The sequence below is a fragment of the Pedobacter frigidisoli genome, assembly GCF_004331675.1.
GTDB classification, from domain to species: Bacteria; Bacteroidota; Bacteroidia; order Sphingobacteriales; family Sphingobacteriaceae; genus Pedobacter; species Pedobacter frigidisoli.
Genome location: NZ_SJSN01000001.1, coordinates 83,416 through 109,200, shown reverse-complemented (window position 1 = coordinate 109,200; position 25,785 = coordinate 83,416). Strand labels below are relative to the sequence as shown.

General features: G+C 36.1%; 21 protein-coding genes. 20 read left to right on the top strand and 1 reads right to left on the bottom strand.

The window, feature by feature from the left end; translation table 11 throughout:
- Positions 1 to 7: 7 nt before the first annotated feature.
- Both EZ449_RS00355 and EZ449_RS00350 read left to right on the top strand, forming a co-directional pair.
- Complete coding sequence (locus tag EZ449_RS00355; protein WP_131555977.1) at positions 8 to 2,206, top strand: M56 family metallopeptidase; 2,199 nt, start codon at positions 8 to 10, stop codon at positions 2,204 to 2,206.
- A 14-nt stretch (positions 2,207 to 2,220) separates the two neighbouring features.
- The gene (locus EZ449_RS00350; RefSeq protein WP_131555976.1) at positions 2,221 to 4,602 is read left to right on the top strand and encodes an outer membrane beta-barrel protein; all 2,382 of its coding nucleotides are present in this window, start codon (positions 2,221 to 2,223) and stop codon (positions 4,600 to 4,602) included.
- Between the two features lie 96 nt (positions 4,603 to 4,698).
- Here EZ449_RS00350 and EZ449_RS00345 read toward each other — a convergent pair whose 3' ends face one another.
- The gene (locus tag EZ449_RS00345; RefSeq protein WP_131555975.1) at positions 4,699 to 5,829 is read right to left on the bottom strand and encodes a BamA/TamA family outer membrane protein; all 1,131 of its coding nucleotides are present in this window, start codon (positions 5,827 to 5,829) and stop codon (positions 4,699 to 4,701) included.
- A 300-nt stretch (positions 5,830 to 6,129) separates the two neighbouring features.
- On the opposite strand from EZ449_RS00345, the gene EZ449_RS00340 reads away from it, so the two are divergent.
- The 18 genes from EZ449_RS00340 (at position 6,130) to EZ449_RS00255 (ending at position 25,757) form a co-directional block, all read left to right on the top strand.
- Entirely contained in the window at positions 6,130 to 7,110 is a 981-nt protein-coding gene (locus tag EZ449_RS00340) for a deoxyhypusine synthase family protein (protein ID WP_131555974.1), read from the top strand.
- Positions 7,111 to 7,364: 254 nt separating this feature from the next.
- Complete coding sequence (locus EZ449_RS00335) at positions 7,365 to 8,663, top strand: c-type cytochrome (protein WP_131555973.1); 1,299 nt, start codon at positions 7,365 to 7,367, stop codon at positions 8,661 to 8,663.
- A gap of 48 nt (positions 8,664 to 8,711) precedes the next feature.
- Positions 8,712 to 11,744 carry a TAT-variant-translocated molybdopterin oxidoreductase gene (locus EZ449_RS00330; protein WP_131555972.1) on the top strand — a complete coding sequence of 1,011 codons (3,033 nt, stop codon included), beginning with the start codon at positions 8,712 to 8,714 and terminating at the stop codon, positions 11,742 to 11,744.
- A gap of 26 nt (positions 11,745 to 11,770) precedes the next feature.
- Complete coding sequence (gene nrfD, locus EZ449_RS00325) at positions 11,771 to 13,243, top strand: NrfD/PsrC family molybdoenzyme membrane anchor subunit (protein WP_131555971.1); 1,473 nt, start codon at positions 11,771 to 11,773, stop codon at positions 13,241 to 13,243.
- 2 nt (positions 13,244 to 13,245) lie between these two features.
- Positions 13,246 to 13,782 carry a DUF3341 domain-containing protein gene (locus EZ449_RS00320; RefSeq protein ID WP_131555970.1) on the top strand — a complete coding sequence of 179 codons (537 nt, stop codon included), beginning with the start codon at positions 13,246 to 13,248 and terminating at the stop codon, positions 13,780 to 13,782.
- Positions 13,775 to 14,371: a c-type cytochrome gene (locus tag EZ449_RS00315; RefSeq protein WP_317130420.1), complete on the top strand. Its 597-nt coding sequence runs from the start codon at positions 13,775 to 13,777 to the stop codon at positions 14,369 to 14,371. Before EZ449_RS00320 ends, EZ449_RS00315 begins: the two co-directional genes overlap by 8 nt.
- A 15-nt stretch (positions 14,372 to 14,386) precedes the next feature.
- Positions 14,387 to 15,610 (top strand): quinol:cytochrome C oxidoreductase, encoded by a 1,224-nt coding sequence (locus EZ449_RS00310; RefSeq protein ID WP_131555968.1) that lies wholly within the window; start codon positions 14,387 to 14,389, stop codon positions 15,608 to 15,610.
- A gap of 70 nt (positions 15,611 to 15,680) precedes the next feature.
- A complete protein-coding gene (locus EZ449_RS00305) occupies positions 15,681 to 16,910 on the top strand; it encodes a cytochrome c oxidase subunit II (RefSeq protein ID WP_131555967.1) in 1,230 nt (409 codons plus the stop codon).
- A 23-nt stretch (positions 16,911 to 16,933) separates the two neighbouring features.
- Positions 16,934 to 18,814, top strand: a complete 1,881-nt coding sequence (locus EZ449_RS00300) for a cytochrome c oxidase subunit I (RefSeq protein WP_205942913.1) — start codon at positions 16,934 to 16,936, stop codon at positions 18,812 to 18,814.
- Positions 18,815 to 18,895: 81 nt separating this feature from the next.
- Positions 18,896 to 19,954, top strand: a complete 1,059-nt coding sequence (locus EZ449_RS00295) for a COX15/CtaA family protein (RefSeq protein WP_131555966.1) — start codon at positions 18,896 to 18,898, stop codon at positions 19,952 to 19,954.
- Between the two features lie 12 nt (positions 19,955 to 19,966).
- Positions 19,967 to 20,875 (top strand): heme o synthase, encoded by a 909-nt coding sequence (gene cyoE / locus EZ449_RS00290; RefSeq protein WP_131555965.1) that lies wholly within the window; start codon positions 19,967 to 19,969, stop codon positions 20,873 to 20,875.
- 15 nt (positions 20,876 to 20,890) lie between these two features.
- Positions 20,891 to 21,457 carry a cytochrome c oxidase subunit 3 gene (locus tag EZ449_RS00285; RefSeq protein ID WP_131555964.1) on the top strand — a complete coding sequence of 189 codons (567 nt, stop codon included), beginning with the start codon at positions 20,891 to 20,893 and terminating at the stop codon, positions 21,455 to 21,457.
- Positions 21,458 to 21,488: 31 nt separating this feature from the next.
- The gene (locus EZ449_RS00280; RefSeq protein WP_131555963.1) at positions 21,489 to 22,196 is read left to right on the top strand and encodes a cytochrome c oxidase subunit 3; all 708 of its coding nucleotides are present in this window, start codon (positions 21,489 to 21,491) and stop codon (positions 22,194 to 22,196) included.
- A gap of 25 nt (positions 22,197 to 22,221) precedes the next feature.
- A complete protein-coding gene (locus EZ449_RS00275; protein WP_131555962.1) occupies positions 22,222 to 22,575 on the top strand; it encodes a cytochrome C oxidase subunit IV family protein in 354 nt (117 codons plus the stop codon).
- Positions 22,575 to 23,270: an SCO family protein gene (locus tag EZ449_RS00270; RefSeq protein WP_131555961.1), complete on the top strand. Its 696-nt coding sequence runs from the start codon at positions 22,575 to 22,577 to the stop codon at positions 23,268 to 23,270. The genes EZ449_RS00275 and EZ449_RS00270 overlap by 1 nt, the downstream gene beginning before the upstream one ends.
- Positions 23,271 to 23,429: 159 nt before the next feature.
- Entirely contained in the window at positions 23,430 to 23,972 is a 543-nt protein-coding gene (locus tag EZ449_RS00265) for a DUF420 domain-containing protein (RefSeq protein WP_131555960.1), read from the top strand.
- 105 nt (positions 23,973 to 24,077) lie between these two features.
- Positions 24,078 to 24,680, top strand: coding sequence for an RNA polymerase sigma-70 factor (locus tag EZ449_RS00260; protein WP_131555959.1), 603 nt, complete (start codon positions 24,078 to 24,080; stop codon positions 24,678 to 24,680).
- A gap of 111 nt (positions 24,681 to 24,791) precedes the next feature.
- Positions 24,792 to 25,757, top strand: coding sequence for a FecR family protein (locus EZ449_RS00255; RefSeq protein WP_131555958.1), 966 nt, complete (start codon positions 24,792 to 24,794; stop codon positions 25,755 to 25,757).
- The last annotated feature ends 28 nt before the right edge of the window (positions 25,758 to 25,785 follow it).

The following is a 25,785-nucleotide window of genomic DNA, read 5'->3' as shown; positions in this document are numbered from 1 at the left end:
TATCAATATGGAACTATTATTCTATTTGCTTAAGGTAACTGCATGTACCGCTTTATTCTTCGGATTTTATCTGTTGGTTTTAAGAAGATTAACTTTTTTCAAAATCAATAGGTTTTACTTACTCACCACACTTTTGTTGAGTTTTATTATTCCAGCTTTACAGTTCGATTTGGTTAGAACGGTAGCTCCAGCAAAAGTTGCAATTCCAACTATCGAAACCAATGTTGCAGCACCAATCACATTCGAAATGCCACCATTACCCGTTGATGCCGAAACTGGTTACTCACCTGAATATCAATTTGAATGGTACAATTTAGTTTCAATCGGTTATGCTTTAGTCGCATTTACGATGTTGGGCTTTTGCCTCTGGAAGTTATCTCAACTTGTTAAACATTCAAAAGCCCATACCTCGGTTATCAATGGGTTAAAGATCATTCCAAAGCCAAGTGGTTTTACCAATTGCTCTTTCTTTAATTATGTCTTTATTGATGAAAATAGCTTAGCTGAAAAGGAATTAGAGGTTTTATTAGCTCATGAACGGGTTCATGCTGAGCATTATCATTCCATAGATAAGATTTTGTTGATGATTTTTAAGGCTATGCTTTGGTTTAATCCGATTGTGTATCTATATGATAAAGCCTTAGAACAAACCCATGAATATGAGGCGGATGAAATTACTTCATCGAATGTAGGTAGCCAGCAATACGCCGCTTTATTACTGAAGCTTGCTGTGGCCAAAAGCGATATGCCGCTGATTCACAATTTCGTTAAAAGCCCTATAAAAGATCGAATTAAAATGTTGTTCAACTCAAAATCTAGGAAAATCAAAAAATCTATTTACCTATTGGCCTTACCAGTTGCGATTGGATTGGTTTGGCTTTTTGCGGTGCAAGTGGTTTATGCGCAAGCCACGGGTAATAAAAGTACCGAGATAAAACCTGTAAAAGATTTTTACGAGGGCACCTTAAAAGGAAAGGTAACTAGCATAGATAAGGCTGTTTTTGGATATACATTTGATATCGTAGCTGACGGAAAAACTTATGCGGTTGAAGCAACCAACTTTAAAGATAAAATTAAAGTAGGAGATGAACTTATTGCTTTTATTAATGCTAGATTGAATAATTTTAAAATTATGGATAAGAATGGGAAAGTTATTAAAAGTTCAACTAAGGCAATTTATTATCCAGAAAAGATTACAACCTTAAACGGAAAATTAATTTATGAGCACAAATTTGAGAAGAATGCTTTTCTATATGAGGTGAACAAAGCCCGCTATACCTCATCAAAAATTAAATCAATACAGAAAAATACCGATGGTACGCTCCAAAAAATCGTTTTGAATGATGGCACTTTTACCATCAATTTAAACTTAAGTACCCTAAATGTAAAGGGCAATAATTTTAAGGTTGGAGATCAGGCGTTGGTGAAATTTATTGGAGAAAAATTAGTCTCGAAGAATGTTTACTCAACAGATAAAATGATTGTTTTAACTTCCGAACCAAAAAAGCATGAGATAAAAAATGAATCGCTTTACAATCGTTTTTATCAAAAAGATGGGAGACAAAAAGTAGCTGGTGTTAAACCTATTATTTCAAGTATTACTGAGCCAATGGTTCCCGAAATCATATCATTTCAAAAATCAAAAGGCGATATAAAGAATCATATCTTTTATTTCGACGATGCCACTGTTAAGATTGGTCAAGATATTTTAAAAGCGGAAAAATTAATTTGGAATAAGGCCAAAGGTACAATCTCAGCCACGAAAGTAACTATTACTAATGCCGATGGCAATTTTGTAGATGCTGGTACAGTTGATATTGACTTAAATAGCGCTAGTTATAAAGTTTATTCGGCTGGAGGAAGTGCCTCCAAATTGAAAGCTGATCAAAACATGCTACAAAAAGTTAGAGACTCTCTTGAAAAACAAGATCAGTTTGGTGAGCGGAAAATTGAATATAGTGCTAAAGATTCAGTTAAGTTTAGTAAAGATAAAAGTATAATATCGCTCTATGGAAAAGCCAGCTTAACTTACGGAGAAATTAACTTAGTAGCTGATAAAATTATATACAATAGCATAAAAAAAACTGGAGTTGCTAAGAATGTAACCATAAAGACTTTAAAAAACGGTGTTGTTATGGATGGATCTGATGCCAAATTTGATTTGAATAACAAGGGTAAATTTGAAGTTTGGCAATCAAATAAATAGCTTAACCAGTATTTATGTTAGGCAGGGTTCTATTAGTTTTACTCTTATTATTTTTCTCGATAACATTACGAGCCCAACTCAAAATCTCTGGAAAGGTTATTGATGAAAAGAATACGGCAATTGAATTTATCTCGATTAAAATTATCGACCCCAAAAACAAGTCTAACTACACCCAAACAGATAGCAATGGCGCTTATGTTTTAAAAAATCTTGAGGCTGGTAAATACATACTTACTTTCTCATCCCTCAATTTCGAAACCAAACACGATTCATTTTATTTAAAGCAAGACACCGTAATTAATATCCTGCTTAAAGAAAATTCAAATACACTGAACGATGTTCAAATCAACGCTAAAAAAGCATTAATCGAGAAGAAAATAGATCGAACTGTTTTTAATGCAGAAAACAGTGTAGCTGCGATTGGTACCGATGCATTAGAATTGCTTGCTAAAATCCCTGGTGTTCGGGTTTTAAATGATCAAGTTTCGTTGGTAGGTAAAGGAAAAGTCAATATTATGGTTAACGATAAACTCGTTCAGCTTTCGGAAGATGACTTAACCAATTACCTGAAATCAATTTCTTCCGATAATATCTCCAAAATTGAGGTGATTACCAATCCTCCAGCAAAATACGACGCACAGGGTAATAACGGACTTATCAATATTGTACTAAAAAAAGCAATTGCTGAGGGTTTTAAAGGTGCTTTTAATTCTACATTTACCCAAGCTACACACTCAACGGCTTCTGTTGGTGGAAACCTGAGCTACCGTAAAGATAAAATCACATTATATACAAACTTAAACATTAGGAAAGGATCACTTGCGCCCTTTGAGCAAAGCAATGTTTTTTATCCAACGCAAACCTGGAACATCGTAAACAAGGATCGGAACTTTCGAACGGTTCCCAGCGGACAGGTTGGGCTGGATTATCAGCTGTCGCAAAAAACCTTGCTTGGCTTTTCTTACAACGGTGGGTTAACCAATTTTCACTCCGAAGAAAATATTAGAACGACCATTTTTAACTCCGTCCAACGCTTAGATTCTATACTTAATTCTGACGCCAGCGCAAAAATCAGGTCACATTATAATGCCGCAAATCTTTATTTAAAACAAGCTTTAGATACTACTGGAAAACAAATTACCATCAATGCAGATTGGTTTAAATTTGGTGATGATAAAAGCAGGTATTTTAACAATACAAGCTATGCCGAAAATGGAGCAATTATTCAAAATGCTTTTGCCGAATATTTATCAACCAGTAAGCAATCAATAGATTTATATACATTAAAAGCTGATGTCGATTTACCCTTTAAAACCTTCAAATTTTCGTTAGGAACAAAATTAAGCTTTATCGAGAATGAGAGTGATCTTGCTTTTTATCAAAAAAGAAATGAGGTTTATCAGGCAGATTTAGCCCAAACCAATCTGTTCAATTACAAGGAGCGAACCCAAGCTTTGTATGTTAATCTTAATAAAACCATTAAAAAATGGGATTTCCAAATCGGACTACGAGCAGAATATACACAGATTGATGGAAAATCTAGTAATGAGCTAAATCAAAATGATTACTTCCAATTATTCCCAACTTTTTATGCGGTTTATCGGGCGAGTGAAACTAGCAATTGGGGAATTAATTATGGGCGTAGAATAAACCGACCCGCCTACAGAAAATTAAATCCTTTCCGCTGGTATAGTAATCAATATGTTTATGCCGAAGGAAATCCATTTTTGCAACCATCTTACAATAATAACATCGAAATTTCTCATGTTTACAATAACGTATTTACTAGCGCACTTTCATTTAGCCATATTTCAAATGGTTTTAATGATGTAAATTTTATTGATGCAAGTACGAATATTCAGGCTTCAAAACCCATAAATTTTATAACCGGATATAATTACCAGTTGAGTAACTCGGTGCTAGTTAAACCAATTAAAGGGTGGGAGAGTAGCAATCAGTTTGATGTTTTCTGCAATGTATCAAATTCTAGTATCGAACAAACCTTGAATAACTTGAAAGGTTTCAGTGCATATTTTTCTACAGTAAATCAATTCACGCTGAACAAATCGAAAACTATTATGGGTGATGTGAATTTCTGGTTTCAATTTCCAGCAGTTGATGGATTGAACAATAATAGAAGTCAGTGTAATTTAGATTTGGGCGTAAAAACCTTGTTGTTTAACAAGAAGATACAAATAGCTGTTAATGCTACAGATATTCTAAAAACCAACCAATATCGCTTTAACAGTTTGGTGAATAATATCAGGCAGGAATACAACAATTATTATGATTCTAGACAGTTACGCTTAACAATTCGCTATATTTTTGGAAATGAAAAGATTAAGCAGATAGATCGGAAAGCTGGTAATGAAGAGGAGCGTAAGAGAAACAATTAAAAGATGTAAAATGGAATAGGTAAGATGGCCGATGGAAATGTGAACAAGTATGAAAATGTCGCCCATCACCCGTTTTCCATCAAACATTTTCCATACTTAAAATGCTTCTGCTAAACCAATATAAAAACCACTTTGGCGTTTTTCTGTTCCTTTTTTCTCGCCAATTCCATAATCCAAACGTACACTTAAGCCTTTAGCTGGATCGAAAAAGTACCTAAAGCCGCCGCCAAGATTTGGTTTAAACTGATCTACATCGAATTCAGATTTTCCCCAAACAGTACCAGTTCCGGCAAAGAGTACCAAGCCGAAACGATTGTTGTACCTAAACCTAAGTTCAGTTTGTACGGCCAATAAATTCTCATCGCGATAACGCCCTGAATAATAACCACGCATCATTTCATCATTTCCCATTTGCGGTAATAAATAAAATGGTGTGTTTTTACTTTGTACAGTATGGTATATACCTTGCGCACCCAAAACAAATTGATTACCCAGCCTCCAAAAATTGCGAATGTTTAATTTTATCTGACTCCCACTAAAGTTATCTCCACCAAAAAAGTCAGGTGCATATTGATAGGTTAATCTTCCGAAAAAACCTTTTGTTGGGTAGTTGTTAGAATTTCGGGTATCGTAACTTTGAGAAACGCCAGTCCAGAAAAGCTTTCCGCCCAACTTTCCAATAATTCTTTGATCGGTGCTGAAAATGCCACCCGTCACTTTATCGTCGTAATGGTAATCTTCAAATCCTAGTGAAACTCCAATGTAGGCATTTTTTATAAAGGTCTTTTCTAAATCGAACAGTATCTTTAATTGCTGTTGAACCAAATCATCTTTATCGGCTTGGTTGGTGTTATTCCCTAAGCCGTAAAAGTTAAAGGGCATTTTTTTGAACCTTATTTCTCCAATGGCGTGGTATTTATTTCCCTTGCTCCAAGCATCGCCTTTTAGGGTGAGGTTATATGTTTTTTTTGTAGAATAAGTAACGTTTCCCGAGAAGTTGGAACTTCTGGTTAAGGTATCTATCCGATCGGTATAAAATGAATAAATGGCACCCACACCAAATTCAAAGCCTGTTTCTTGCGAATATCCAAAAGCTGGAATAGGTAGAAAACTTGCTTTGCGAGTAGTATCTTTTTCGTTGGAGAGCATTTTTTTGATCAATTTCATTTGTGCGAAAGAAACCTGCGAAAAAAGTGCAAATAAGAGCAGAAAGTAATATTTTTTCATCGCCGCAAATTAACAGAATTTTATTTAATTGGCATTCTCTTCAATTCAATCTCCATACTGTGGCGTTTGGTTGGAACTGCCATAAATAATGGTAATTATTTTGCCACCCAAACCGGATTGTAGGGGAAAGCCCGCAAGCCCGATTTTCCCGGGTGCGGACTTGTACCAAAAAGCCGGACGGGTGTTCGCTATTAGCAAGATCAGTGCTTTCCAAAATATATTAAGTTTTATAGGCAAACGCTTTATGTTTTAACCTTTCGGGTGAAATACCTATTTTTGCCGCAAACAATACAAAATAAAATGAGCAATACAAGAGGACCAATATCTCAGTTTATGGAGCGTAATTACCTCCATTTTAATGCTGCGGCAATGATGGATGCGGCGAAAGGTTACGAAACGCATTTGGATGAGGGTGGTAAAATGATGATCACACTTGCTGGTGCAATGAGTACTGCAGAATTGGGAATTTCGCTTGCAGAGATGATTCGCCAAGATAAAGTGGCCATTATTTCTTGTACAGGCGCTAACCTTGAAGAAGATATTATGAACTTGGTGGCGCACTCACACTACAAACGTGTGCCTAACTATCGCGATTTAAGTCCGCAGGATGAATGGGATTTGTTAGAAAACCATTATAACCGCGTTACTGATACTTGTATTCCTGAGGAGGAAGCTTTCCGTCGTTTACAGAAGCACATTCAAAAGATTTGGATGGATGCCGAAGCTGCGGGCGAACGTTATTTTCCACATGAATTTATGTATAAAATGCTTTTAAGTGGAGATTTAGAGCAGTACTATGAAATCGATCCTAAAAACTCGTGGATGTTAGCAGCAGCTGAAAAGAATTTGCCGATTGTAGTTCCGGGATGGGAAGATTCTACCATGGGGAATATATTTGCCTCTTATGTAATGAAAAAGGAGCTAACTGCAACTACTGTAAAAGGCGGTATTGAATATATGGGTTGGTTAGCCGATTGGTATATTGCGAACAGCGGAGGTAAGGGAATTGGCTTCTTCCAAATTGGTGGCGGTATCGCTGGAGATTTCCCAATATGTGTAGTTCCAATGTTGTATCAAGATATGGAAATGGAGAATATTCCTTTCTGGAGTTACTTCTGCCAGATCTCAGATTCTACAACATCTTATGGTTCGTATTCTGGTGCAGTGCCAAACGAAAAAATTACTTGGGGTAAATTAGATATTCATACGCCAAAATTTATTGTAGAAAGTGATGCTACAATTGTAGCGCCTTTAATGTTTGCTTGGATATTAAGACAATAACAATAAATCATTAATAAACCAAATTTGGTTTTGTTATGCCCATTTGAGATTACGATCAAAAATGGGCATTTTTATTGGCTGAATGGCTTGAAACGACATTTGTTTAGAATGATTATAAATTGTATTTCCAGTCACTATTTTGTCATGGGATTTATTAATAAGTTATACTTTTGTTCAAAGTTTGGTGGAGGTATTGCACCTCAGGCATCAATATCATAACAAAAAGTAAATTAAATAAGTATAAAGTGTTCATTATGAGAGATATCTCGATGATTTTAAAAAGTGTTTGGAAGTCGTTATTTATGATTTCAGCTATTTCTGTAATGGCGGTTTCGACCGTTAGTGCGCAGGATGCGAAAGAAGGAAGAACGCTTTTCAAGGCAAAATGTACATCGTGCCACGCATTAGATCAGAAAATGGTTGGTCCAGCCTTAACTGGCGTGTCTGATCGTCATACTGAGGAGTTCCTTTTAAAATGGATTCCAAATTCGCAAGCTTTAATTGCATCTGGCAATGCAGAGGCTGTAAAGCTTTTTAACGATAATGGAAAAGTTGCAATGACTTCTTTCCCTGAGTTAGATGAAACAAAAGTAAAAGACATTCTAGCTTACATTAAAGAAGGAGAGCCGAAAGCTGCTGTAGATCCAAATGCGCCTAAAGCTGGTGCTGGAGATGATACTACCTCAAGTTTGTCAATTATTGGTATTATTGCCATTGTTGTAATCGCGATTATCATTTTAGTGATCTTAGGTCGTGCTTCTAAATTGTTAGAGCGCTTAATTTTACAGAAACAAGGTATCGAGATTGAAGAAGATGTACCGTTAAAGGTAGGTGTTCGCAAGATGTTCAAAAACAAGAAATTTGTGATGTTCTTTATCTTGTGTTTAATCATCGCTTTAGGTTCTTGGGGATGGATGGGCATGTGGAACACTGGTGTTCATACTGGTTACCAACCTGTACAACCAATTAAATTCTCTCATGAGTTGCACGCTGGTATCAATCAAATCGATTGTCAGTATTGCCATAATGGAGCTTTTAAATCTAAAAATGCTACAATTCCATCATTAAATGTTTGTATGAACTGCCATAAAGCGGTACAGGCAAGAGATAATTATGATGGTGAGATTTCTCCTGAGATCAAAAAAATCTACAATGCTTTAGGTTATGATCCTGAAACGCAGCAATACGATAAGAGTAAAGAGAAACCAATGGAATGGGTACGTGTACACAATCTTCCAGATTTCGCTTACTTCAACCACTCTCAACACGTTGTTGTTGCAGAAGATGCAATTCGTAAAGCAAAAGGATTACAACCAAATGAGCCTGTATGTTTCGCATGTCACGGTCCGGTTAATACAATGGAAGAAATTTATCAATATTCTCCATTAACCATGAAATGGTGTATTAACTGCCACAAGGAAACAGATATTTCTGGTCAGAAAAATAATGCTTTCTACGCAAAGGTTATCGAAGCGCATGAAAAAATTAAAAAAGGCGAGAAAGTTACCCCAGCATTATTGGGTGGTTTAGAGTGTGGTAAGTGCCACTATTAATAAGTAGAGTTTAGTAAGAACGATCGAATAAACAGTAATATAGCTTAAATGGAAAGCAACAAAAAATACTGGAAAGGCTTAGAGGAGTATAACAATACACCCGATTTTGTTAAGAATAGCAAAAACGAATTCGCCGAGCCACTTCCAATAGAAGATGTTTTAAATGAAGCAGGGTTAAGTACCGTTACCCCACGCCGCGACTTTTTAAAGGCGTTAGGTTTTGGTTTAGGTGCAGTAACTTTAGCGGCATGTCAAACAGCCCCAATACATAAATCTATTCCTTACTTGATTAAGCCTGAAGAGGTAACTCCAGGTATTCCTAACTATTATACTTCGAGCTTTAATGGCCAAAGTATTTTGGTTAAAACAAGAGAAGGTCGTCCAATTAAGATCGAACCAAATCCAAATGCTGGCGAATTTTTCCGTGGAACGGATGCAAGAGCACAGGCTTCGGTATTGGATTTATATGATGTATCTAAATTAAAGGCACCAGCTTTTGTAAAGGATCAAAAAACGGAGGAAACTACTTGGGCTAAAATTGACAGCTTTGTAAAAGGCGAGTTGGCTAAAGCACAAGCTGGTGGTAAAAAGATTCGTATTGTAGCTTCTACAGTTAGCAGTCCATCGACAAATGCTGTAATTGCTCAGTTTATAGCAAAATATCCTGCTGCTAAATTGGTTCAGTATGATGCTGTTTCTTATACAGGTATTATTCAGGCCAATCAAAACAGTTTCGGTAAAGCAGTTTTACCTAAGTACAATTTCGATAAGGCTGATTTAATTGTAAGTTTCGGTGCCGATTTCTTAGGTACATGGATTAGTGGTGAGGAGTTTACAGCTCAATACACGGCTAACCGTAACTACAAATCATTAGAAAACAAAAAAATGAGCCGCCACATTCAATTCGAAAGTGGAATGAGCTTAACAGGTACTAATGCAGATACGCGTGTTCCGATAAAATTATCAGAAGAAGGTCCTGCTTTAATCGCCTTATATAATGCAATTACTGGTCAAGCTTTATCTGGCGGAACACTAGGTAACAACACAACAGCTGATAAGGTAATTAAGTTAGTTGCTAAAGAATTATTGCAAGCTAAAGGTAAAGGCCTTGTAGTTTGTGGTTCTAATGATGTTTCTACACAAATTTTAGTAAATGCCATTAACGCCGCTATCGGAAGCTATGGTACTACTATCGATTTAGATAACCCTTGTTACTTATATGCTGGTAACGATGCCGAATTTAATGGTTTAGTTGCTGAAATGGGTCGTGGAGAAGTTGGTGCTGTTTTATTCTTAGATAGCAACCCCGCTTACGATTCAATCGACAGCAAAAAATTCGTTGATGCTTTAACTAAAGTGCCAGCAAAAATTTCATTCTCAGATAGAGCTGATGAAACAGCTTCACTTTGTAATGCCATTGCGATTAACCATAATTATTTAGAATCTTGGGGCGATGCAAATGCTTACGAAGGATATTATTCTATCGTTCAGCCAACCATCAACCCGGTTTTCAACAGCCGTCAAGCTGAAGAAAGCTTATTAACTTGGGCTGATGCTCCTGTAAAAGACTACTATCAATTTGTTCGTAGCAATTGGGAAACCAAAATGTTGCCAGCACTTGGATTGAAATGGAATGATGTTTTAGAAAAAGGTGTGGTAACAGCAGGTGCTAAAGCCGCTGGAACTTATTCATTCACCTTATCTTTAGCAGCAGTAACTACTTCAATTTTAAATAGCAGTAAGGCCTTAACAAAAGATGTTCAGTTACAGGTTTACGAAAGCGTTCCAATGCGTGATGGTAAAAATGCCAACAATGCATTCTTACAAGAATTGCCTGATCCAGTTTCTAAAGTAACTTGGGATAACTATGTTGCTATCGCTCCAAAATATGCTGAAACATTAAAGGTTAAGGAATTTGATGTGGTAACTGTAAAAGGAAGCAACGGATATTCTGTAGATCTTCCAGTATTGATCCAACCAGGCCAAGCACAAGGAACAGCATCTATCGCATTAGGTTACGGACGTACCAAGGTTGGTAAAGCTGGAAATGATGTAGGTAAAAATGCTTTCCCATTTGTTTCATTCGTAAATGGAACAATGCAATACGCTACTACAGTAACGATTACACCAACAGGTGGTTTTTACGAATTGGCACAAACACAAACTCACCACTCTTTCGAGGGTCGTGCAGTAATTAAGGAAGCTACTTTCAAAGAATATTTAAAAGATTCTTCAGCAGGTAACGAAAAAGGAGAACACAAAGACTACGATCTTTGGGATCAATATGAAAAACCAGGTAACAACTGGGTTATGGCAATCGATTTGAATGCTTGTACTGGTTGTGGTTCTTGTATTGTTGCCTGTAACGTGGAAAATAACATTCCTGTTGTAGGTCGTGATGAGGTTCGCCGTCGTCGTGAAATGCACTGGATTCGTATCGATCGTTATTATAGCTATGAAAGCAATGGAGAGGAAGTAACAAGAGAAAAGGAAATTGCTAAGTTGGAAGATTTAGATCACGTTTCTGTTGTTCACCAACCAATGTTATGTCAACATTGTGATCACGCACCTTGTGAAACAGTTTGTCCGGTATTGGCAACTGTACACTCAAGTGATGGTTTAAACCACATGGCTTATAACCGTTGCGTAGGTACACGTTACTGTGCGAATAACTGTCCGTATAAAGTACGTCGTTTCAACTGGTTTAACTACTGGAACGATTCTCGTTTCGATAACTATTTAAATAACGAGTTTACTCAATTGGTTTTAAATCCTGATGTAACTACACGTTCTCGTGGAGTGATGGAGAAATGCTCTATGTGTATCCAACGTATTCAAGGTGGTAAATTGAAAGCTAAAATTGAGAAACGCCCATTAAAAGATGGCGATATTAAAATGGCTTGTCAAGAAGCTTGTTCAGCAAATGCAATCATATTTGGTGATTCAAACGATCCTAATTCAGAAGTTTCAAAAGCATTACGTTCTGAGCGTATCTATTACGTTCTAGAAGAAATCAACGTGAAACCGGGTATCGGATATATGACAAAAATTAGAAATACAGATACAACAGTACAAGCGTAAGCTTTAGTATAAAGAAAATACAAATTATGTCAGGACATAACGAATCAATACTTAGAGAACCATTAATTACCGGCAATGACATTACGTATGCAAAAATTACGGATGACATTTTAGGCCCGGTAGAAAACAAGCCGAACAAGGCTTGGTGGATTGGTTTCATCGTTGCCTCATTAGGTGCTTTACTTTGGGTTGTAGCAGTAAGCTACACTTTCTGGAATGGTATCGGTGCTTGGGGTTTAAATAAAACAGTTGGATGGGCTTGGGATATCACCGGTTTCGTATGGTGGGTTGGTATTGGTCACGCAGGAACACTTATTTCAGCGGTATTATTACTCTTCCGTCAGAACTGGCGTAACTCCATTAACCGTTCGGCAGAGGCGATGACCATCTTTGCGGTTATTTGTGCGGCAACTTATGTTGTTTCTCACATGGGCCGTCCTTGGTTAGCTTATTGGGTATTGCCATTACCAAATCAATTTGGATCATTATGGGTTAACTTTAACTCACCATTGGTTTGGGATATGTTTGCCATCTCCACCTATTTCTCTGTATCATTATTATTCTGGTACACAGGTTTATTACCAGATATTGCTACCATTCGCGATCGTGCAACAGGAACACGTAAAAAAATCTATTCTATCTTTTCTTTTGGATGGAGCGGAAGTGTTAAAACTTGGCAACGTTTCGAGGCTGTGTCCTTAATTCTTGCAGGTATTTCAACTCCACTTGTACTTTCGGTACACACAATTGTATCAATGGACTTTGCAACATCTGTAATTCCAGGATGGCACACTACAATTTTCCCTCCATACTTCGTTGCTGGAGCGATTTTCTCAGGCTTCGCGATGGTGTTAACCTTATTATTGGTGGCACGTAAAGTACTGGGTCTTGAGAACTACATCACCATGTTCCACATCGAGTCGATGAATAAAATCATCATCTTAACAGGATCAATCGTAGGTGTTGCTTACTTAACAGAGTTTTTCATCGCATGGTATTCAGGTTCTGAGTATGAACAATATGCATTCATAAACAGATCTACTGGTCCTTACTGGTGGGCATATTGGATGATGATGACTTGTAACGTAATCTCTCCACAACTACTTTGGTTCAAGAAAATACGTTTAAGCATTCGTGCTACTTGGATTTTATCAATCGTTGTAAACATTGGTATGTGGTTCGAACGTTTCGTAATTATTGTTACCTCATTACACCGTGATTATATTCCATCGAGTTGGGCAATGTTTTCGCCAACTTGGGTTGATGTAAGTGTATTCGTTGGTTCAATTGGTTTATTCTTTACCTTATTCTTATTATTCTTACGTGTATTGCCATCAATCGCTATAGCTGAGGTTAAGTTATTGTTGAAATCGGCAAGTGAGCAAGCGAAGATGAAGCAGATTAAAGAAGGACATGAGAATAAAGAATACGTTGCAGAATACGTAGAGTCTTTAGAGAAATTTGATAGTGTTAAACAAGAAGAATACGCAAAAATATAACAATGAGTGATATCAAATATATTTTAGGCAGTTTTGGTGATCCTGTTGAAATGATGCATGGCATCGATAAACTTCAGGAAAATGGCGTAAGCATTTATGATGTTTATACTCCAATGCCTATACACGGAATAGAAGTCAAATTAGGAATTAAAAGATCGAGAATCGATATCGCAGCATTTTGCTTTGGTATTACCGGAACTTGTGCAGCATTCGCTTTGATCTATTTTTGCGCAGTTATCGATTGGAAAGTAAACATCGGTGGTAAACCATCGTTTGCATTGCCGGATTTTATTCCAATAATGTTCGAACTAACCGTATTATTCTGTGCTTTCGGTATGGTGTTAACTTATTATGCTTCTACGCATTTGTTTCCAGGAAGAGCACCAAGAGTAATGGATCTTCGTGCAACTGATGATCGTTTTGTGATTGCAGTTGATGCAAAAGACAATACAGCACATACTGTAATTGATGGTTTATTAAAAGATGCAGGTGCTTTAGAAGTAAAGTATAATGAAAGGAAGTACATTAGCTATGAATAAGAATAAATTTGTTTATGCCGCGTTTTTAGCTATCGCTTTTGCAGCTACTTTATCTGCATGTAAGGATAAACGCAGTACTGGCTTAGAATATGCCAGAAATATGTATGATCCGATTGCTTTAAATCCGGATCAGGCAGTGGATACCGCACATGTACCAAGTTTTAAAGGACATGCGGCTCAAGTACCACCAGCAAATACAAAACCAGTTGGTTTTACAGAATATGATGATTATCCTAATACTAAAGAAGGATATGAAGCAGCAGGTGTAAGTATGGTAGATCCATTACCTGTTGATACTGTTAACTTGGCTCAAGGTAAACATTTGTTTAATGTTTTCTGTAGCCCTTGCCACGGAGAAAAAGGTGATGGACAAGGACACTTAGTTAAAATTGAAAAGTTTAGCGGTGTACCAGCTTATCAAACAGGAAGTTCATCTAGAGGTGGAAATATGGTTGATCTTACTGCAGGTAAAATCTATCATACCATTACTTATGGTGTAAATAACATGGGCTCGCATGCTTCGCAAATTTTACCAATAGATCGTTGGAAAATAGTGATGTATGTTCAACAATTACAAAAAGGACAATAGTAAAGCAGAATATAAATGGGAACTCACAATATTAATTTTAGTGAACAGTTTGAGTTTACAGGTAAAGTAAAAACCTTAAGCATCGTTGGCATCCTTATCGGTGTTGCGGCAGTGTTCTTCGGTTTCGTTTTTGGCGATAAAGTCATGCATGAGCGTACTTTTGCTAACCTGTTGCTTATGGGATATTACTTCGCATGCGTTTGTATGTCGGGTACATTTTTCCTTGCTGTTCAATATGTAGCTCAAGCGGGTTGGTCTGCATCAATTCTACGTGTACCACAAGCTATGGCCAAAACATTGCCAATAGCAGCTGTAATACTTGTTATTATTATTTCTGCAGGTTTATACACGCACAACTTATATCACCATTGGCATGCCGATGGATTGACAGATGTAAACAGTCCAAATTACGATGCATTAATTGCAGGTAAATCTGTTTTCTTAAATGTACCGTTCTTTTTAGGTCGCCAAGTGGTATTCTTAGGTGTTTATAGCATCTTTTCTATACTATTTGTTAAGTATTCATATAATGAAGATTTGGCTGGTGGATTAAATTCATATAGAAAAAGCTTTAAGAATGCTTGTATCTTCTTGGTAATTTATGGTTTTACAACACCAATTTTTGCTTTCGATACAGTAATGTCTTTAGAGGCGCACTGGTTCTCAACCATGTTTGGTTGGTATAACTTCGCAGCAATGTGGGTAAGTAGTTTAGCAACTATTGCAATTATCATCATCTTGTTAAGAAGAGCTGGTTACATGCAATGGGTTAACAATAGCCATTTACACAACTTAGGTCAGTTTATCTTCGGTTTCTCCATCTTCTGGACTTACGTTTGGTTCGCACAGTTCTTGTTAATTTACTATGCTAACATGCCTGAGGAAACTGTTTATTTCTACAAACGTTTTGAATATTACAAGTTTTGGTTTTTCTTAAACCTTGCGATGAACTTCTTAGCACCAGTATTATTATTAATGGATAGAGATAACAAAAGAACAGATGCAAAATTATTATTCGTTGCAATTGTTGTATTGTTAGGGCACTGGGTAGATTATTACCAAATGATTATGCCAGGAGCAGTTGAAGAAGGCCATAACGGTTTTGGTATTGTGGAGATAGGTACTGCTTTAGGTTTTGTAGGATTGTTTACCTTTACGGTTTTATCAAACTTGAGCAAAAAACCTTTAATTGCTAAGAACCACCCACTATTACAAGAAAGTTTGCATCATCAACTTTAGTAGATGACATTATAGGGCAAATATTTAATTATTATTATAATTAGCAGTACAGCGTACTACTTTTAAGAAAATGAGTTTAAGAAAGTTTATCACGAATAAAACGACCGCAGCTTTAGCAGTATTACTTACTGTTTTTGCAAACACCAGCGCTTTTGCGCAAGCAGCCGCGGGTGCTGCAGCGGCACCGAAAGTTGATATGGGTGAGGTTTATAAATCAGTAATTTTTTATATACTGATCTTCCTTGCCGTATGTCTATTCATAGCTATTATTGGTAAAGCAATTAGGGTTTATGAATTAAGTCGCGAAGCACAGGGTAAACCTGTTGGTATTAACTGGAATAGAATTCATGCAAGTTTATTTGCATTGTTTTTAGTTCTTGGTTTATACGGTGTGTATTGGGAATATACAGTACACGGAGCAATGTTGCTTCCAGATGCTGCCTCAGAACATGGAAAGAAAATCGATGAAATGTTCAACTTAACATTGATCATTACCACAATCGTTTTCATTGCAACACACATTTTATTATTCGGATTTGCTTACATCTACAAATATTCAGCAAAAAGAAAAGCTTACTACTATCCTCACAATAATACAATAGAGAAAATCTGGACTATTGTTCCTGCATTAGTATTAACAGTATTGGTATTGATGGGTTTCTTAACTTGGAGATCAATTTTCTTTAAGGTAGAAGATCCAAAAAATAAAGCGGTTCAAATTGAGGTTACTTCAGAGCAGTTTAAATGGTCTATCCGTTATCCTGGAGCTGATGGTATAGTTGGTAATAAGAACTATAAATTAACTACTGCAACAAATCCATTGGGTATCGATTTTAAGGATCTAAACTCACGTGATGATGAAATGGCTGATGAAATGGTTCTTCCAGTAAATAAGCCAATCAAATTAATCTTAACCAGTAAAGATGTAATCCACAGTTTTTATATGCCTCACTTTAGAGTGCAATTAAATACTGTACCAGGTATGAGAACTATTTTTGAGTTCACACCTACAAAAACTACTGCTCAAATGCAGCAAGAAACCAATGATCCTAACTTCAAGTTTTTATTCTTCTGTGCTAAAATTTGTGGATCTGGTCACTACAACATGCAAAAAGTTGTACGTGTAGTTTCTGAAGCCGAGTATAAAACTTGGTTAGCAGAGCAGAAAACATACTTAAACGATGATTTAAGAAAACAATTTAATTTGCCAGTGGCACCTGCACCTGTTAAAGCAGCAGCAGACTCTACAGCAACCGATTCGGCAGCTGTGAAAACTAACCAAATGGCTTTAAATAAATAATATTAAGCAGGAGCGAAAGAATTATGTCAACAATAGCATTACACGACGAACACAATCACGATCACGCTGATCACGGGCACCACAAGGAGACTTTGATTTCGAAGTATATCTTCAGCATGGATCATAAAATGATTGCTAAGCAATTTTTGATTACCGGTATCATTATGGCCGTAATTGCAATGGGCTTATCTATTTTATTCCGTATTCAATTGGCTTGGCCAGATAAAAGCTTCCCATTCTTAGAAACTTTCTTAGGTAAATGGGCAGAAGGTGGTCGTATTGCCCCCGATTTTTACCTTGCCTTGGTAACCATTCATGGTACCATTATGGTATTCTTTGTACTAACGGCAGGTTTGAGTGGTACTTTTAGTAACTTATTAATCCCATTGCAAATTGGAGCTAGAGATATGGCATCGCCATTCCTAAACATGCTCTCATACTGGTTCTTCTTTATGGCCTGTGTAGTCATGATGTCTTCTTTCTTTATCCAAACAGGTCCTGCATCTGGTGGTTGGACGGTTTATCCTCCACTATCCGTTGTTGCTAAGGCAATGCCAGGTTCTGGGATGGGTATGACTTTGTGGTTAATCAGTATGGTGCTTTTCGTAGCTTCATCTTTAATGGGTGGTATTAACTACGTAAGTACAATCTTAAACATGCGTACTAAAGGTATGGATCTTTGGAAAATGCCTTTGACAATCTGGGCGTTCTTCTTAACAGCGATTTTAGGTATCTTATCTTTCCCTGTTCTTGTAGCTGGGGTGGTATTAATGGTGTTCGATCGTAGTTTTGGAACAAGTTTCTACCTTTCTGATATCGTAATGGGTACAACCATTTTACCTAACGAAGGTGGTTCTCCAATCTTATGGCAACACTTATTCTGGTTCTTGGGTCACCCTGAGGTATATATCGTAATTATGCCAGCTTTAGGTATTTCATCTGAAGTGATTTCAGTAAACTCTCGTAAACCAATCTTTGGTTACCATGCGATGGTTTATTCACTCATCGGTATTACGGTACTTTCGTTCATCGTATGGGGTCACCACATGTTTGTAACGGGTATGAACCCATTACTGGGTGGTGTATTTATGATCACAACATTGATCATTGCTGTTCCTTCTGCAGTAAAGACCTTTAACTATTTGGCTACATTATGGCGTGGTAATATTCGTTTCACTCCAGCCATGTTGTTTGCTATTGGTTTAGTATCATTCTTTATCTCTGGTGGATTAACAGGTATCTTCTTAGGAAATGCATCTTTAGATATTAACTTACACGATACCTATTTCGTAGTTGCCCACTTTCACTTGGTAATGGGATCTGCAGCGATTTTTGGTATGCTTGCCGGTGTTTATCACTGGTTCCCAAGAATGTTCGGTAGAATGATGAACGCAAAACTTGGATATTTACACTTTTGGTTAACTTTCATCGCAGCTTACTTGGTGTTCTTTCCTCTTCACTTCTTAGGGTTAGATGGTGTACCTCGTCGTTATTATGCATTCACTGAATTTGAATTCATGAAGAAATGGTTAACGGTGAATATATTCGTAACGTGGGCTGCTATTATGGCTGCACTTGCTCAGGTAGCGTTCTTGTTCAACTTCTTCTATTCAATTTTCAAAGGTAAGGTAGCACCTCAAAATCCTTGGGAATCGAACACATTAGAATGGACAGCACCAGTTGAACATATTCACGGTAACTGGCCAGGAGAAATCCCAACAGTTTACAGATGGCCTTATGATTACAGCAAGCCAGGACATGATGTTGATTTTATCCCTCAAACTGTTCCTTTCTCTCAAACAATGAGCTCTAATTTACCTCATGACTTTGAAGGAAATGCGGAAGCTGAAAAAATACAACAAGATTGGGAATTAGCCAATCCGGTTACAGAAAGCAAAAGCTAATTTTAAGCTTTAACATCATTTAAAAGGGGTATCTGATTAAGTTTCTGCTTATCCGGATACCCTTTTCATCTTAAAAGATATATGGTCAGTAGATCAGAGCAACGTTTCATTAGGATAAATCTTATAACCATCATAGTTACGCTATTGGTTATACTTGCCGGTGGTATTGTACGCAGTACAGGATCGGGAATGGGCTGTCCGGATTGGCCAAAATGCTTCGATCGTTATATACCACCTACCAACGTATCTCAACTGCCTGCAGATTATAAGGAAAAATATGTAGCGGGTAGGATTAAGAAGAATGAGAAGTTTGCCAAGTACCTAGAAAGTATCGGTAAAGTGGCTTTGGCAGATAGTATTAGAAATGATAAAAGCATCACCTTACCAGAAGAGTTTAATCCGACAAAAACTTGGGTTGAATATCTAAACAGATTAATGGGTGTTTTAGCAGGCATATTTTTACTGCTCACAGCCATTTATTCTTTTACTTACAAAAAGACAGCAAAGCGGATTATTGTGCTGAGCATCTTAAATATTTTAGTTGTTGGTTATCAAGGTTGGTTAGGATCCATTGTAGTTTCCACAAACCTGCTGCAATGGGTAGTTACTGTACACATGCTTTTGGCCTTGGTTATTTTGGCTATTTCGATATATACCTACAATTATGCAAAGCAATTAAATAAAGCACCATCTGTAATTATGTATCGCATATTATGGTTAAAAGGCTTTTTATTGTTTACAGTGTTGTTGAGTATTGCTCAAATTGTATTGGGTACTGAAGTTAGAGAAGCCATTGATGTTATCGCAAAGTCTTTTGGCTACGAAAATAAGGCAAATTGGATAACAAATGTTGGCTCCGTATTTTCATATCATCGCGATTTGGCAATACTGGTTATCATTTCAAATGGTATTGTTTATAAAATGGTTATAGATCGTTTTAGCGGAAAAGCAGCACCCTTATTAACAGCGAGATTTATATTAATTACGCTTTTAATTCAATTATTAAGTGGTTTAGCATTGGCATACATTGCTTTTCCACCTGCAGCGCAAGCATTGCATATTTTGTTTTCTACGCTGTTGTTTAGTTTACAGTTTTATCTGTATTTGTTGGTTTACCGAACAAGTACCTATAAACAATAATATTTAAGGAAATTGAAACAAATACTTTCAGATTTTTCTAAACTTATAAAATTCAGACTATCGTTTACGGTCGTGTTTTCTGCGTCAATCTCGTTTTTAATTGGTCAGAAAATGCAGGTTGGAAGAGGGCATATTCCCAATATAGATTGGGGAAATTGGCTAATTTTAATTGCTGGAGGATTCTTAGTTACAGCAGCTGCAAACTGTTTTAACGAAATTATAGAGAAAGACTTGGATAAGTTAATGTCGAGAACTAAAGACCGTCCGATGCCTGCTGGTAGAATGACCACGGGGCAAGGGTTAATCATAGGTGTTTTTATGGCATTTTTAGGAACTTGGTTGTTAGGAAAGTTAAATCTGGAGACAGGATTGCTATCGGTATTCTCCATTTTATTATATGCCTTTGCTTATACACCTTTAAAAAGGAAATCACCAATTGCAGTTTTCGTTGGTGCCATTCCTGGGGCTTTGCCACCACTTATCGGTTACTTAGCTGCTTTTGGTAGTTTGAAAGCAGAAATGTTTCATGAGATAGATTATTACATTGCTGGAATTCTTTTTCTCATCCAGTTTGTTTGGCAATTTCCACACTTTTGGGCAATTGCTTGGGTTTTGGATGATGATTACAAAAAGGCAGGATTTAGATTATTGCCAACCAAAAAGCGTGATAAGACTTCAGCATTGCTGACTTTTTTAACTACGTTGATTTTAATTCCCGTGAGTTTATTACCAACTTTCTACGGATTTGGGGGTTATTACATTGGCGGCTTATCGCTTATCGCCGGACTAATTTTTAGTTGGTTAGCGCTTAAGCTTTTGTTGAACAGGGAATTGATTGATGCAAAACGTGTGATGTTCTGTTCATTTTTTTACATCCCAGCAGTACAGTTGGGCTTATTATTAAATTTTATTGCGAAATAATTTATGGTTATAACAATGGAAAATATCCAAGATACATTTGATCCCAAACCACGAAAGTTTATCGTTTGGTTGTTTGTGGTATCATCTACCATTATGTTTGGAGGCTTTACCAGTTATTATTTGGTATTTGCAGCTTCAAAAGGTAAAGGGCATGGATTAGTTTTGCCCGATGCTTTCATTTACTCTAGCTTGGTAATTATCGCTAGTAGCATTACTTTGATATTGGCTTCAAGAGCACTTAAGAAATTAAACTTCAGTCTTCAACGAAATATGTTATGGGTAACTGTAATTTTAGCCATTGCTTTCGGTGTGATGCAGTTTAGTGCTTGGGGCAGTATGGTTAATACTGGCGCTACTTTAGTGGGTAACAATGCCGCTATTTCTTTTATTTACGTTGTTTCTGGAATGCACTTATTGCACATTATTGCAGGTGTTTTCTTAATTACAAATGCCTTAATGGGCAGTTACAAAAACATTCCCTTGGCAAAAAGCCAATATAGAATGGAAATCGCCTCTATTTTTTGGCATTTTATAGATATATTATGGATATATCTGTATGTTTTTTTACTTTTGAACCGTTAAATTTGTTAACAAACTATTATACTATTTCCAAATGAATGCAGTATCACAATTAGATCAAGTTAAAACCGGACCATGGAATGGTGGTCGTTCTCCGTGGTCGGTAGAATATGGTAAAATCATGATGTGGTTTTTCCTCTTATCAGATGCTTTTACATTTTCATCTTTATTGATCTACTACGGCGCTCAGCGTTTTTCAAAATTAACATGGCCAGATCCTGATTTGGTTTTCCAATCTATTCCAGGAGTTATAGATACTGGTGCTCCATTAGTATTTGTGGGTATCATGACTTTTATTCTAATCTTAAGCTCCGTTACAATGGTAATGGCGGTAGAAGCTGGACATCGTCGAGTTAAAAAAGAAGTAATTGCTTGGTTGATTCCTACCATTATTTTAGGATTTATGTTCTTAGGTTGTCAAGCTTTAGAATGGAGCCACTTACACCACGAAGGTTTTTGGTGGGGTACTATTCCATCTGCTGAAGAATTAAAGCATTTATTCGATGGGCCTGTTTCTTTAGTTGCGGCACAGCAATTTGCCAATCTATTTTTCACCATTACAGGTTTCCACGGTTTCCACGTATTTAGTGGGGTAATGATTAATGTGATTATTTTAATCATGACTATCAATGGTACTTTCGAAAAAAGAGGTCACTATTTAATGGTAGAAAAAGTTGGTTTGTACTGGCACTTTGTAGATTTAGTATGGGTGTTTGTATTTACATTTTTCTATTTGGTTTAATTTCAATTATATAAAAATATTTAATATGTCAGATCACTCACATACAACAGAAGGACACGAGCATGGAGAACATGCAGGATTGGATAAAGCTAAAATTTGGAAAGTTGCAGGTATTTTAACCATAATTACTGCAATTGAATTTGCACTAGCACTTTGGGCTATTCCAATAATGCATTTACCACAACATTACGGTAATTATATGTATATAGTTTTAACATTGGTAAAGGCTTTTTATATTGTTGCTTATTTCATGCACTTAAAATATGAGAAGTTAGGTTTACAACTTGCATTAACGGTTTCATTCGTTTTCATTGGTTACTTTATTGTACTCATGTTAATAGAAGGTGGTTTCTTAAACATCCACATGATGAATCATTAATGAAAAGAAACCCTATCAAAAAGGTAATAATCCTGGTAAGCATTTTAGCTATACCGGGATTTTTGTTTTTTTACTTATTGCCTCACTTTGCCAAGAATAGGTATAAAAGCCTTCCCATATTTGGAGAAAAGATTGTTGCCAAAACCTTTCATACGGTTAAGGGCAACAAAATTCCTGATACCATTTACCACTTAGTTCCAGATTTTAATTTAACCAATCAAAATGCAGAGGTTGTAAATTGGAAATCTTTAGTAAATAAGCTAACGGTTATCAATTTGTTTTACACTGATGCAAACAGCCAAGGAACGAATAATTATATCAAGCAATTATCAGATAGCTACGAAAAAAAACCTTTGGTTCGTTTTTTAAGCTTATCTGTAAATGCTGTTGATAAAAACGTGATTAAAGATTTTGCGATCAAATACAATGCAAAACCAGGAAAGTGGGACTTACTAACTGGAGATACCACAGCAACCTATCCCTTAATTAGAAAAGGGATGCTTCTTGATGTGGTTGCAGATCAAAGCCAGAAGAAATCGAGTTTCATCATTAGCAATAAACTTCTGCTTGTCGATAACCTACACCGCATAAGGGGAATTTACGAAGCCGATAACCCAGAAGCTAGATTAAGGCTTGAGGATGAAATCAAGGTATTAATTGCGGAATACTTGAGGAATATCAAAGACGGTAGGTAGGTTAGTCTTTAGTCTTTAGTCTTTAGTCTTTAGTCTTTAGTCTTTAGTCTTTAGTCTTTAGTCTTTAGTCTTTAGTCTTTAGTCTTTAGTCTTTAAAATTGGGTTACCAAATTAGCAATAGTTTATTTAACATATCATATAAATTTAGTTCACCATTACATGGAAACTTCTCCAATAGAAAAAAAATATAGTAAATGGATTATCATTCTTTCCATTTTGATACCTGTTGCTGTAGCGCTTTTATTTGTAGTTAAGTTAAAGGATTTAGGAATCGATGCTCAGCCACTACCTTTCTTGCCGCCAATTTATGCTTCGATAAATGGCATAACAGCTGTTTTGTTAATCGTTGCCGTATGGGCGATAAAAAACGGAAAGATTCAATTACATCAAAATTTAATGAAATCTGCCATTGGCTGTTCCTTATTATTTCTCGTGATGTACATCGCTTATCACATGACTACACCATCTACAAAATTTGGTGGTGATGGAACCATAAAATTTGTTTACTTCTTTATTTTGTTAACCCATATTTTATTGTCAATTGTAATCATCCCATTGGTATTGGTTACCTATGTTAGGGCACTGGCACAAAGATTTGATAAGCATAGAAAAATCGCAAGAATTACTTTTCCGTTATGGCTATATGTTGCCATTACTGGTGTTGTTGTTTATTTGATGATTTCTCCTTACTATCAATATTAATCAAAAATTGATCATCTGTCGTTAAAACTCCTTATTTAAACAACTTTTTGCGCTTTAATTTGTAATATTGAAGTAGCAAATTCTATTAAATAAGGTTTACGATAGATGGGTGTTTTAGGCATAGAAACAGGAAGAGATTTAATTGCACTAATAGAAAAGGGGCGTACGCCAACCTTTACCCAATTCTATACTTCTTATTTTCAAAAACTTTTATTGGCAAGCGACAAGTATGTTAAGGATGTTTATACAGCTGAAGAGCTCGTACAAGATGTCTTCTTAAAAATTTGGGAGAATCCTTATACCATTACGGAAGTTAAATCCATCAAATCTTATTTATACAAATCTGTAATTAATGCTTCCATTAATTATATCAACAGGCAAAAGAATATAGAGCAACATCATCTAAAATTAGTAACTGAGTTATCAGATGGTGATCTAAGAGATCTTGAAGAAGAGAATGAGATGATTATTTTACTTCATGCAGAAATCGACAAACTTCCTTCTCAATGTAAAAAAGTGTTCAAGTTAAGTCGTTTTGAGCATTTAAAGTATAAGGAAATCGCATTGCAATTGGGTATATCCGAAAAAACTGTAGAAAATCATATCGGTAATGCCTTAAAAATCTTAAGGGATCGGTTTCTGAATGATACGAAGCTAAATAAGAAAGGAAAGAGCTTTCTTTTATTAGTAAATACTTATCAGCTGTAGCTTTCTAGCTTGTTTTCCATTCTATTTTCAACAAAAAATAATTTATTTCTTAAAAGACTAGGGGTTTTTAGTTTTATGTTTGTCTAGATAATACCAACACAAACTAACTACATGCTTAACCAACCTGAATACTTGAACTTAATTGTTCAGTATTTAAATAATCCTCAGGATGAATTACTTCATGCTGAAATAATTTCTTTAAGAGCTGCATCTCCAGAAAATGAATTCTATTTCAAGGAAGTAGAGCGTATTTGGAAGTTTTCTTCAAAATCTGCAAGGCTTGAATTACTCAATACGGAACAAGCAGCAAAGAACTTTAAGTTTTCTTTAAAGGCATTGGCTCCCCATAAATCGAATTTTTCTAAATGGTTAGGTGGTATTGCAGCAAGTATCATTATTGCAGGAATTGGCATTTTTATGTTTAATTCCAGAAAAAACGCTGAAGTGCTTACTGTTAAAACTCATGCTGGTCAAACCGATACCATTTCTTTAATAGATGGATCAAAGGTTATTTTAGCTGAAAATAGTGAATTAAAATATCCTACTCAATTTGGCTCTCAAACCAGAGATGTAATCCTAGATAGTGGAAGAGCATTCTTTCTCATTTCTAAAGATCCCAAACATGCATTCCGTGTAAATATGGGCGAGTCTCGTGTAAGTGTTTTGGGAACTTCTTTCAACCTAACTTTTTCTAAAACAAAAATTGATCTTGATGTTAAAACTGGCCGAGTGATGTTCTTACCATACAAGGACGCCGTTTCTTCCATTTTATCTGCAGGACAAGGATTATCATATAACATCGAGCAAAAACAGTTTTTGGCAAGGATATCCCAAAACTCAGATTCTTGGATAACCAAGGCCTTAACATTTGTAGATACGCCTTTAGAAGAAGTTTGTAGACAGCTATCCAGCTGCTATGGAGTGGAAATTGCTTTCGTTTCGGGTACACGAGTTAACAAAAAGTTTAATGCAACTTTTAAGAATGAGGACTTAAAAGACATTTTAACAGTTTTGGAACAAACCTATAATTTAGAAATTATAAAAAGAAGAAATAAACTAATCCTTAAAACGCCTTAAAATAAAAATAAACCAATTAATCAAACAA

Coding starts and splice junctions, on each gene's coding strand:
- EZ449_RS00305 (WP_131555967.1), top strand. CDS start 15,681: ATGAGTTTAAGAAAGTTTATCACGAATAAAACGACCGCAGCTTTAGCA.
- nrfD (WP_131555971.1), top strand. CDS start 11,771: ATGTCAGGACATAACGAATCAATACTTAGAGAACCATTAATTACCGGC.
- EZ449_RS00350 (WP_131555976.1), top strand. CDS start 2,221: ATGTTAGGCAGGGTTCTATTAGTTTTACTCTTATTATTTTTCTCGATA.
- EZ449_RS00265 (WP_131555960.1), top strand. CDS start 23,430: ATGGAAACTTCTCCAATAGAAAAAAAATATAGTAAATGGATTATCATT.
- EZ449_RS00300 (WP_205942913.1), top strand. CDS start 16,934: ATGTCAACAATAGCATTACACGACGAACACAATCACGATCACGCTGAT.
- EZ449_RS00285 (WP_131555964.1), top strand. CDS start 20,891: ATGGAAAATATCCAAGATACATTTGATCCCAAACCACGAAAGTTTATC.
- EZ449_RS00260 (WP_131555959.1), top strand. CDS start 24,078: ATGGGTGTTTTAGGCATAGAAACAGGAAGAGATTTAATTGCACTAATA.
- EZ449_RS00275 (WP_131555962.1), top strand. CDS start 22,222: ATGTCAGATCACTCACATACAACAGAAGGACACGAGCATGGAGAACAT.
- EZ449_RS00320 (WP_131555970.1), top strand. CDS start 13,246: ATGAGTGATATCAAATATATTTTAGGCAGTTTTGGTGATCCTGTTGAA.
- EZ449_RS00330 (WP_131555972.1), top strand. CDS start 8,712: ATGGAAAGCAACAAAAAATACTGGAAAGGCTTAGAGGAGTATAACAAT.
- EZ449_RS00270 (WP_131555961.1), top strand. CDS start 22,575: ATGAAAAGAAACCCTATCAAAAAGGTAATAATCCTGGTAAGCATTTTA.
- EZ449_RS00345 (WP_131555975.1), bottom strand. CDS start 5,829: ATGAAAAAATATTACTTTCTGCTCTTATTTGCACTTTTTTCGCAGGTT.
- EZ449_RS00335 (WP_131555973.1), top strand. CDS start 7,365: ATGAGAGATATCTCGATGATTTTAAAAAGTGTTTGGAAGTCGTTATTT.
- EZ449_RS00340 (WP_131555974.1), top strand. CDS start 6,130: ATGAGCAATACAAGAGGACCAATATCTCAGTTTATGGAGCGTAATTAC.
- EZ449_RS00310 (WP_131555968.1), top strand. CDS start 14,387: ATGGGAACTCACAATATTAATTTTAGTGAACAGTTTGAGTTTACAGGT.
- EZ449_RS00295 (WP_131555966.1), top strand. CDS start 18,896: ATGGTCAGTAGATCAGAGCAACGTTTCATTAGGATAAATCTTATAACC.
- EZ449_RS00315 (WP_317130420.1), top strand. CDS start 13,775: ATGAATAAGAATAAATTTGTTTATGCCGCGTTTTTAGCTATCGCTTTT.
- EZ449_RS00355 (WP_131555977.1), top strand. CDS start 8: ATGGAACTATTATTCTATTTGCTTAAGGTAACTGCATGTACCGCTTTA.
- EZ449_RS00280 (WP_131555963.1), top strand. CDS start 21,489: ATGAATGCAGTATCACAATTAGATCAAGTTAAAACCGGACCATGGAAT.
- EZ449_RS00255 (WP_131555958.1), top strand. CDS start 24,792: ATGCTTAACCAACCTGAATACTTGAACTTAATTGTTCAGTATTTAAAT.